The 8,683-nt window shown below is 55.2% G+C and carries 8 protein-coding genes; 6 read left to right on the top strand and 2 right to left on the bottom strand.

All coding sequences use genetic code 11. The annotated features are described in order from the left end of the window. Positions 1 to 52: 52 nt before the first annotated feature. From ABX962_RS22570 to ABX962_RS22545, 6 genes are all read left to right on the top strand, one after another. On the top strand, positions 53 to 955 hold the full coding sequence (locus tag ABX962_RS22570) for a rhodanese-related sulfurtransferase (protein ID WP_372722533.1): 903 nt from the start codon (positions 53 to 55) through the stop codon (positions 953 to 955). Between the two features lie 214 nt (positions 956 to 1,169). Continuing rightward, positions 1,170 to 1,679 (top strand): hypothetical protein, encoded by a 510-nt coding sequence (locus tag ABX962_RS22565; protein WP_372722531.1) that lies wholly within the window; start codon positions 1,170 to 1,172, stop codon positions 1,677 to 1,679. A gap of 144 nt (positions 1,680 to 1,823) precedes the next feature. Continuing rightward, positions 1,824 to 2,618 (top strand): hypothetical protein, encoded by a 795-nt coding sequence (locus ABX962_RS22560; protein ID WP_372722529.1) that lies wholly within the window; start codon positions 1,824 to 1,826, stop codon positions 2,616 to 2,618. 399 nt (positions 2,619 to 3,017) lie between these two features. Continuing rightward, positions 3,018 to 3,455: a hypothetical protein gene (locus ABX962_RS22555; RefSeq protein WP_372722527.1), complete on the top strand. Its 438-nt coding sequence runs from the start codon at positions 3,018 to 3,020 to the stop codon at positions 3,453 to 3,455. 285 nt (positions 3,456 to 3,740) lie between these two features. Further along, complete coding sequence (locus ABX962_RS22550) at positions 3,741 to 4,142, top strand: hypothetical protein (protein WP_345687344.1); 402 nt, start codon at positions 3,741 to 3,743, stop codon at positions 4,140 to 4,142. Between the two features lie 36 nt (positions 4,143 to 4,178). Beyond that, positions 4,179 to 4,484: a hypothetical protein gene (locus ABX962_RS22545; protein ID WP_372722525.1), complete on the top strand. Its 306-nt coding sequence runs from the start codon at positions 4,179 to 4,181 to the stop codon at positions 4,482 to 4,484. Positions 4,485 to 4,563: 79 nt separating this feature from the next. Here the strand turns inward: ABX962_RS22545 and ABX962_RS22540 are convergent, their stop codons facing one another. Together ABX962_RS22540 and ABX962_RS22535 are read right to left on the bottom strand one after the other, a co-directional pair. Then, a complete protein-coding gene (locus ABX962_RS22540) occupies positions 4,564 to 5,382 on the bottom strand; it encodes a sugar phosphate isomerase/epimerase family protein (protein WP_339937304.1) in 819 nt (272 codons plus the stop codon). A 251-nt stretch (positions 5,383 to 5,633) separates the two neighbouring features. Then, a partial coding sequence (locus ABX962_RS22535) for a hypothetical protein (RefSeq protein ID WP_372722524.1) occupies positions 5,634 to 8,683 on the bottom strand: 3,050 nt, incomplete at its 5' end.

The raw sequence follows: 8,683 nt of genomic DNA, 5'->3' as shown, positions 1-8,683 counted from the left end.
GCTGCACTTCGCATGTTGGTTTGATCCACATTGCGGTGGTTGAGTGAACAAAATGGCTGACAAATCCCCTGCGGTAGTCGTTGCCGCCCTGTACCGGTTCGTTTCGCTTCCGGATTACGTCGAGCTCAAACCTCGCGTGCTTGCCGAGATGACGGCGTGCAAGGTGCGCGGCACGTTGCTGCTGGCGACCGAGGGGATTAATGGGACGATTGCGGGATCGCGAGAAGGGATCGACACGTTGTTGTCGATGCTTCGCTCGGATCCGCGATTGGCCGACCTTGATGTAAAAGAATCGTACTGTGACGAGATCCCTTTCAAGCGTTCGCGAGTTCGTTTGAAAAAGGAAATTGTCACGCTCGGTGTCGATGGGATTGACCCCAACGACTCGGTGGGGACCTATGTCGACCCCGAGCGTTGGAACGATTTGATTAGCGATCCCGACGTGGTTCTGATCGACACTCGCAACGATTACGAAGTGGCGATTGGGACCTTCGAAGGGGCGGCCAATCCAGACACGCACACGTTTCGCGAGTTTCCGGACTATGTCGACAACCATCTTGATCCCGAAAAACACACCAAGGTGGCGATGTTTTGTACGGGGGGGATTCGCTGCGAAAAGTCGACCGCATTGTTAAAGCAACGTGGATTTAAAGAGGTGTATCATCTTCGCGGAGGCATTTTGAAGTACCTCGAGCAGGTTCCCAAGGAAGAGTCACGTTGGAATGGCGAGTGTTTCGTTTTTGATGAACGGGTGGCGGTGGGACATGGATTGAGCGTCAGTGAACATGTCTTGTGTTTTGCCTGTGGTTGGCCGGTCGATACCGACGCCCAGCAGCATGCCGATTACAAGCCAGGGATTCATTGTCCGCAGTGCGTTGACAAAATTAGTGACGAACAAAAGCGTCGTTTTGCCGAGCGGCAGCGACAAGTCGAACAAGCAAAGCAAAAAAGTTAGTCCTTTTTGCTGCTTTCTTAAGGTGGGGGATTAGACCCACGCAATGGATTTAGTGATCGCTGGGACGTGATAATCTTGATGCCATTCATTTTGGCCGATTCACGTGCTGCGGTCATCGCTTAGATCACGGATGCGTTTTTTAGGTTCAGTATGTTACAATACAGACATACCTAACCGATTGCATGAAATAGTTTGATATTACTGAGGAATTTAGATGGCGGATACGGAATTAGACAACACGGCTGAGGATACTGCGATCGAAGGTCAAGCTGGTGTGGATGCAGCAGCAACCGAATCGGCGGCCCCTGCGGCGCCGGTATTATCGTTGTCCGATATCAAGGCGGCGCCTGCGGATATCGATGAAGACGGCTTTGTCAGCATTTGGAACATCGCGGCGAACGCTTGCAATAAAAATACAGTCCAAGCACGCGAATTGGCGTCGAAGTTGTTGTGCTTTCTGTGCAAAAAGCAATGTGACTTTGTCGTCACCAGCGGCAGCAATGCGGAGTACTTGGACCAATGGTTCGAGCGTGACAACAAATTGTTGTATGACTGGAAACCCGAAAGCGAAACGGTGGATGTTGTGTCGCAGCATGCCGAAGTGCCTCACGACGCCTTGGTCAGCTTCCTGGAAAACAACAAGTTTGATCCAGCGACCGGCAAGTACACCGCCACGCGTGCCGTGCGAGTGCAGTGGTTCCAGGAAATGTGGTGCGTTGGCTAGTGATCCTGCATGGGCATGTCGATCTCGCCTAGAGAGATCCTTCAGTGCTGGGATTTGAGTACAGTGATTGAGGCAGCGGAACGCAAGCGTGTTCCGCGCCGCGATTGGTGAGTCGTAATTCAGGGGAGCGGTTTCAAGTTCTCCATGATTTCCTCCCCCCTCCTGCACACCGCCTCGGTCCAAGGTTCCATGTCGAATTTCCCTCGCGACAATCACGTCCCTCAAAACGCAGAACCTTCCGCATCCACGAATTCAAAAGGATGCTGGTTTTATGGTTGTCTCGGTGTCTTCTTTTTTTTCACCGCCGCCGTCGGTTGTGTGGCCGCGGGAGCCTATTGGCTCTACTCGGGGCAAGTCGAGAAGTTCACAGCTACCGCCCCGGTCGAACTGCCCACGGTCGATTATGCACCGGAGCAGTACGAAGAACTTGAGGCGGAAATTGAAACCTTCAAACAGTCGCTCGAGGTGCCTGAGCCTGAAATTCAATACAAAGAGTTGGTGTTAACGGCCAGCGATATTAATGCGTTGATCAGCCGAGATGAATCGCTGCGTGGCAAATTGCATATCGAGATTGTCGAGGGGCAAGTGGTCGGCGACGTCAGTGTGCCGACCGATATGTTGCCAGGTGGCGAGGGACGCTACTTCAATGCAAAAGCTCGTTTTGACGTGGCGCTTGAAGAGGGCTTGGTCGTGATCAAACTGATCGGTGCCGAAGTCAAAGGAAGCGAGGTGCCCCAAGCGATCGTGGATGCGATGGCAGGCGAAGACTTGGCAAAAAATCTGTATAAAAATCCCGAGACCGCCAAGTGGTTGGGGCGGTTTGAGGAGATCGAATTCGAAGACGACCGTGTTCGGCTTCGTGTTCGAACCGAGACACGATCCGAAGAAGTGTCAACGGAAGAAAAATCCACAGAAGAAAACGTGAGTAAGTCTTCCTAGCGGATGCCAGCAAGACTCTCGATGGGCTCTGCTAAGCCAACCGAAACGCTTGACGAGTCCCACGGCTCTCCAAAAACTAGGGGTCGCCGCAGCGGAAAGGCTGTGTTTTTATTGCGGTTTGCCGCCTTGTTTCGGTTCTCTACGGCACCAATCACTGGCGTTAAGCTGTTTGGGGTGGCGAATTCAGCTTGGAGTTTCTGGCCTCCTACTGGCCGTTTTACTCGTGATTTTTCGAGCGTGCCAGAAAAACAAATCACGGCAGCGGCGGCCAAAATTGCCGCCGATCGGTATGAGGGCATGATCGCCCCCCGATTTTTTTGACCTCCGTATCACTCTTTACATGCGTTGGTACGATTCGCTAACGCCAATGTTGTGATTTCGAATTAGAGGAGAATCGCGATGTCTACATTTTGGTCGATTGCCACTTTTATCGTCGCCACCGCCGTGTCCGGTGTGGCGGATCAAGGTCCATCGAATAGGACTCAGCGGGTCGATATGATCGAGCTGAATCACTTTGTCGATGAGAATGGCCGCGAAGTGTTTCAGCAGCTGATCTTCTACGATTGGTCAAAACAAGAGAAGCGTTTTCATGTCCGCGCCTGGCGGTTGGTAAAGAAGCCCTCGCAATTACCTACCCGTCGCTGGAACCCGACACTCTACGAATGTGTTTGGCACGACGATGGCGTCCGGAAAATGGTGACATCGTCGTCGATGCGTGAGACGTGGTCGCAGCAGGACCCCGAGCGAGTGAACCGCGAGTTCCTTTCGGAAGACCGCCGCATCCCGCTCTGGGATTCCCATACCGCCCAAGCCAACGGTGAAGCAACAAGTCGCTAGGGGAAGGTGCGGCAGGTCACCGTCGCTCGAGCGTGGTGATTCAGGCGAACCTTGCGTCGAATTCGAAAACGCGGAGACTCCAGCGCTGCCGAGTGCCGCCGAGGCAGTAACCCCCGACAAGTTACGCAGTCGATTTTTTGCATTCGCCGCCGCGTGGTCGATGATTCGGTGGTATGCTGGTGGGGGGATTGGATTCGTTCTCCGCCGTCAATGTAGGTAACACCCGGCTGTAGACGGTATCCCTGCTACTGTTCTCCACGCCGATTGCACCGCATCCAACCGATAATGCCTGATCGACCTCCATTTGCTGCCGACAAACGAACGCTTCTGCTTCCTTTTGTGCTAATCGTTGTCGGAGTGGGATGGCTACTCTCGTCGCTCGGTTTAGCGCCCGATATCAACTGGATTTGGACTCTCGGACTTGCGGCCGCCGGGCTGCTTCCGATGGTCATGCACGGTATCGACAAAGTCACGGTCGCCATCGGTCCCTTCTTCCTCATCGCAAGCCTGCTCTCGGTGCTCCGGCAATCTGGTCGACTTCACGTCGATCATGAAATGCCGATGCTCGTGATCTTGGCTGGCATGCTCCTGCTGGTGGCTCGGTCGTCGATGATCCCGATCCCGCAATGGACGGTCTCTGCAGCAGCACCGACGTCGCACTCAACGACAGCCGAAAACGGTGAATAAGCTGCCGGCTTGGTCAAGGATCATGGAGTCACTGCTTTGCCGCCGAAGTTGATTTTTGCTCTCTTCGTATTGTTCTCGCTGGCTTGCTTCGCCGCAGTCCTCTGGGGTGTCTGGCCAAGTGCGGACATGCTTGCACCTGAGTCTACGGGCGAGATCGGGTTCATGGGGATGGTTGTCATCGCCAAGTACATTCGATACGCGGTCGGTGCGTTGACTGCGATCGCCACTGCCTCGGCTGTGTCTGCTGGACTTATCTATGTCGGTGGATTGGTTGCCGAAGCCCGTTCCCCTGGAACCGAAGCGACGTTAGGCGACACCGCTTCGCCGGCAAAACGCGGATAGCTATCGGAGACACGCAGCGACCCGAGCAAAGACACTGCAGAAGCCGGTACTCTATTGACTCTTGGCTGTGCCGCTTCGTTTACTTGTGGCCGACGAGTCCGGGCATGCGATCAAAGAAGTTGCGGGCGTGATCAAGGATCTCGTCGTACGAATGAGTCTCGACATCTTCGCCGATCAATTCGACTTCCAGCGGACCGGCGTAGCGATGCTCGCGAAGCGTTTCCAGGATCGTGCGTAGCGGAACACAGCCTTCGCCCAACAAGCAGCGGTTCATCTCGCCTAGCGGTGAATGGCGGGCATCGCCAAGTTGAACCAGATGCAAATGAGGTACCACGTCGGGTAGCCAACGCACGACCTCTTCGTCCATGCCGACATGGTACGTGTCCAGTACCAAACCCAAGTTGGGGCTGCCCACGGTTTCAATAATGTCGAGGGTCGATTGTAAGTCGTTTACAAACGACCATTCGTCGCCACACCCGGGATGAAACGGTTCGAGTGATAAGCGAACGCCAAACTCTTCGGCCACAATCGCGATCTCGTGCAGCGCGTCACAGAGAGTGCGGCGAGCGTGATTGCGGATGTGATTGTTTTGACCTCCCGCAAGCACGATCAAGGTGTCAGCTTTCAAATTTGCCGCGTCGCGAACAGCGTGGATCGCATCGGCAATCGCGTCGTCGGTCGCGCGTCCATCGCTGCCGGTAAAACCGCCGACCCATGAAAGTGACGTGACGGACATGTTGGCTTCGGCAAGCAATTCGATGGTTCGGTCAAGACCAAAGTCTTCCAGCTTGGGACGATAGACTCCGATTCCTGTGAAGCCTCGTGATGCGTACGCGTGAACGTCTTCTGAAAAACTCCATCGCAGTGTGGATAACTGGCTAATGGCAAGCATGTTCATCCGTGTGTCTTTGCTTGTCGAAAAGTGGTCCATTCCGATTTGGTTCTCAGTGAGTTTTTCGAACGAAATAATCCGGACGAATGTTTACAGAGTGCCCTGCGTCCATCACGTGCGGGTCGCAGTATGGATAGCTCGACCACTTTTGTAAAGATTCGTTTATCCGCATAGTTTGCAGAAGAAAATTTCGCAGGAAAAATCTTGCGAGCTTGCCTCAAAATAAAAAGTAAGATGCAAGCGAATTAGACGTTTACCTATTGCATGTGCGGCAAACGACGCCCCTGACTACGCGCGAGCGTTAATTGGTCATTCAGTTCATCGACGCTCAGCGGCGTGACCGGAATCGTGATCAACGACTGGGGATCAATCTCGCTGCTGATCCGTCGCTTTGCTAGCTGTTCGACTTCTTCTTCCAACGCGTCCAGCCACGCGGGAACATCGAGTCCGACGCCGGTGGGGTGCCGCGTCAAAATCTCGGATTCTTCCTCGAGTAATTCGAACGCTCGGCTTGGTTGATTGTTCTCGGCATCACGCATCGCCGGTCCCACCAACGCCCGCATTCGATCGATCGTCATCGGTTGCACAAACCGTTCAAGGATGCGGTCGGCGACCGTCGGCATTCGCATCGCATAGTCTTTCTGCATCTGACGAAGCTTGGTGACGTAGATTTCGGCCTCCGAATCGATGCGTTCGCTGAGACTGCGGCGCCACAGGACCGACGCCGCTTCGAGTCCGCTGCGGACCAAAACCTCGTGCGCCCACATCACTGGTTTCAGGTTCCAAGCAATCCGTTCATAGCGAACACGCAGCCGTAGGAAGTCCAAAAACATATAGACTAGGTCGCCGCGGTCGCTTTGCGTTGTGGTGCTGTTGTAATCAAGGTACTCGGCGTGATGATCGATCAATGCCTCGTACACCAGTGCGATCGGACGCTCGGCGCGTGAGATCTTCAGAGCACCCGATTCAAGGTCCTCGAACAGCTTGGTGTCACAAAATTGGTCGTCCCCTTCTTCGAGGACGCGTTCCAACCAAACGCCCACGCCTTGATGCAGAATGGCACGCACGTTGCCAAGTTGCAAAAACATTTGAGTAAAGATTGGGTCGCCGTACTCTTTAATGAACTCGACGAGTTGCTGCCATTTCTTTGGGTCGGTGACCGTTTCCAGCGGTGACAATCGCAGTGTTTGGCTATGCGCGAGCCAGCTGCCTAGCAGTGTTTCGGTTAACCGTTCCAGCAATGGAATCAGGTCATCGGCAATGGCCTTTTCGTCGACCGGTTCGTCTTGATCGGCTTGGCTGTTGATTCGCACTGATTCGACGATTGAAGCGACCAGGGCGCGAAATCCGACTTGGAAAAGTCCATCGAATTCGGTGACGGCGCCGACGCCGATCGGGTTCAGTTGTTCCATCTCGCGTGCCGTTTCAATCAACTGGCATGCTTCGGCAATCAAACCACGTCGTGGCAACCACAGCATCAAGTGACGCAGCACTCGTTGTCGCAATCGAGCGACATAGATCTTCACCGGATCGCCGCCACGCGACAGCGGGATGTACAGCAGGTTCTTGTCACGCAGTGCCGCTAAGAACGACGGGAATTGCTTGCGGACCGCCTCGGTATCGCCAGCGATCAAAGCGGCGAACATTTTGACGCTTTTCACGTCGTCTTCGACCATCTCGTCGTCGGGGTCAATCGAATCCCAGCTCGTCGTGGGGTGCGCCAGCAATGCACCACAGACCAATCGCCGCGAATCGGACATCTCGACCGCAGTGCCGATGATCCGTTCCATCAACGAATCCCGCAGCACCCGATGGCGGTCATAGTTCCGCATCGACTCTTTGTCACTGCCGCCCGAGGTGATTCTGTAGCGACGCACTGCATCAAGTAGTTCGAGCAGCCCGATACGGTTCTCGCGAGCCCGAGCGCCCCATGCTTCGAGTGAGTGCACACGATCGGACAGATCGTTTTCGTCTTCGTCCATCACCGCGACGTCGGCGGCCACGGCCCACATGCGTGCCAACGACTGCATGAAACTGAGGTGTTCGGTCAGCCGTTTTGATTCCGCTTCGAGTTCATCGCGGCTGCCGTCGTCACCGTATTCGTAGATCGCGCCTTCGTTGCCATCGTCGGTGGTATCGCGATAGGACATGTCTTCGTAAGCGGCGTCATACAGTCCCGCTTCGTCGTCATCCCCTTCCTCGATTTGCAGCAGCTCGCGATCCCAGTCGCGTTTTTTCGAAGTGCCAGGCGATTGATCCAGATTGAATTCCGGTGCCGACCAAAACGACTCGGCATTGGCTTCGAGGTAGTCAAAGAATTTGCGAACGAGCGGCCAGATTTTTGCCGTGTCTTTTCCAGCGGCCTGTTTTAGTGCGGGCTGCACATAGGCTTCGCCTTCGCCTTCGAGCGAGAATCGCAATCGCAGCAACCATCGTTCGGCAAGTCGCGGCAACGAGCTGCCACCGAGTCGCAGGCCCACGCGGTCGGCGTTGTTCAGCCAGTGCACCAGTAACGCCATCGCGGGCGTGAAATCGTCGCGGTCAAGCAGTGCGGAAATAACCAGGGCGTACGCGCGAGGCGAGTCAAACAGTTCAGCATGAGGTGCCCAGAAAGCGATATTGCCTGCCTCGGCGCCCCCTTCGTGCCACAACCGCAGTGCTCGCGCGACAAGTTTTGCCGAGTCGTAGGATTCCAGCGGATCGGTGGCTTCGATCGAATCGATCGTGTGCGCCGCGAATTGACGCCACCACTCGGCCATCTCGCGATAACGCGTTTCCATCTCGTCATAGGCGGGTTGGTTGTTCTGCGCTGCAGCCTCGCTCCAAACCCTCGCCATGTAACTAAACATCTGTTCGATCATGAACAGCAAGTCGTCCACGCGGGCATCATGGACGCTGCATTCGGGGCTGGGGTACAAGCTAAAGTTGCCCCCAAATCCCAGGATGTCCCAGGGGTCGATGACGGCGCCACATTCGATCGCGCGGCGAAGTAGGTCAAACGACTCCGCCGGCACTCGCAACGCGTCCTCGATCCGTCCGGCACGCAACGCACGTAACCCCAGTGTCATGTCGCAATCGATCCGGCAAAACATTCTCGCCGATGCCGCAGGCACCGTATCGGATTGTCGTTTGGCCGCATCGGGATAGCCCATCCGGGCATACATCCGCGCAAGTTGAACGTGTTGAACTTGCACGGCTCGCCGCTCGGCAAGTGCCGCGTTGAGATGTTGCCGGGCTGCTCCGAACGGTTGTCGCCGCAGTTGTTGTTCCTGCGCCAAACGTTCGGCGTGGCTGCCCTGTAATTGTC

The organism is Novipirellula sp., from assembly GCF_041583735.1.
Lineage (GTDB): Bacteria > Planctomycetota > Planctomycetia > Pirellulales > Pirellulaceae > Novipirellula.
This window is presented reverse-complemented; position numbering and strand designations above follow the sequence as displayed.

Bases quoted from the DNA above. Each gene is read 5' to 3' on its own strand.
- ABX962_RS22555 (WP_372722527.1), top strand. From the start codon at position 3,018: ATGTCTACATTTTGGTCGATTGCCACTTTTATCGTCGCCACCGCCGTG.
- ABX962_RS22570 (WP_372722533.1), top strand. From the start codon at position 53: ATGGCTGACAAATCCCCTGCGGTAGTCGTTGCCGCCCTGTACCGGTTC.
- ABX962_RS22560 (WP_372722529.1), top strand. From the start codon at position 1,824: ATGATTTCCTCCCCCCTCCTGCACACCGCCTCGGTCCAAGGTTCCATG.
- ABX962_RS22550 (WP_345687344.1), top strand. From the start codon at position 3,741: ATGCCTGATCGACCTCCATTTGCTGCCGACAAACGAACGCTTCTGCTT.
- ABX962_RS22565 (WP_372722531.1), top strand. From the start codon at position 1,170: ATGGCGGATACGGAATTAGACAACACGGCTGAGGATACTGCGATCGAA.
- ABX962_RS22540 (WP_339937304.1), bottom strand. From the start codon at position 5,382: ATGAACATGCTTGCCATTAGCCAGTTATCCACACTGCGATGGAGTTTT.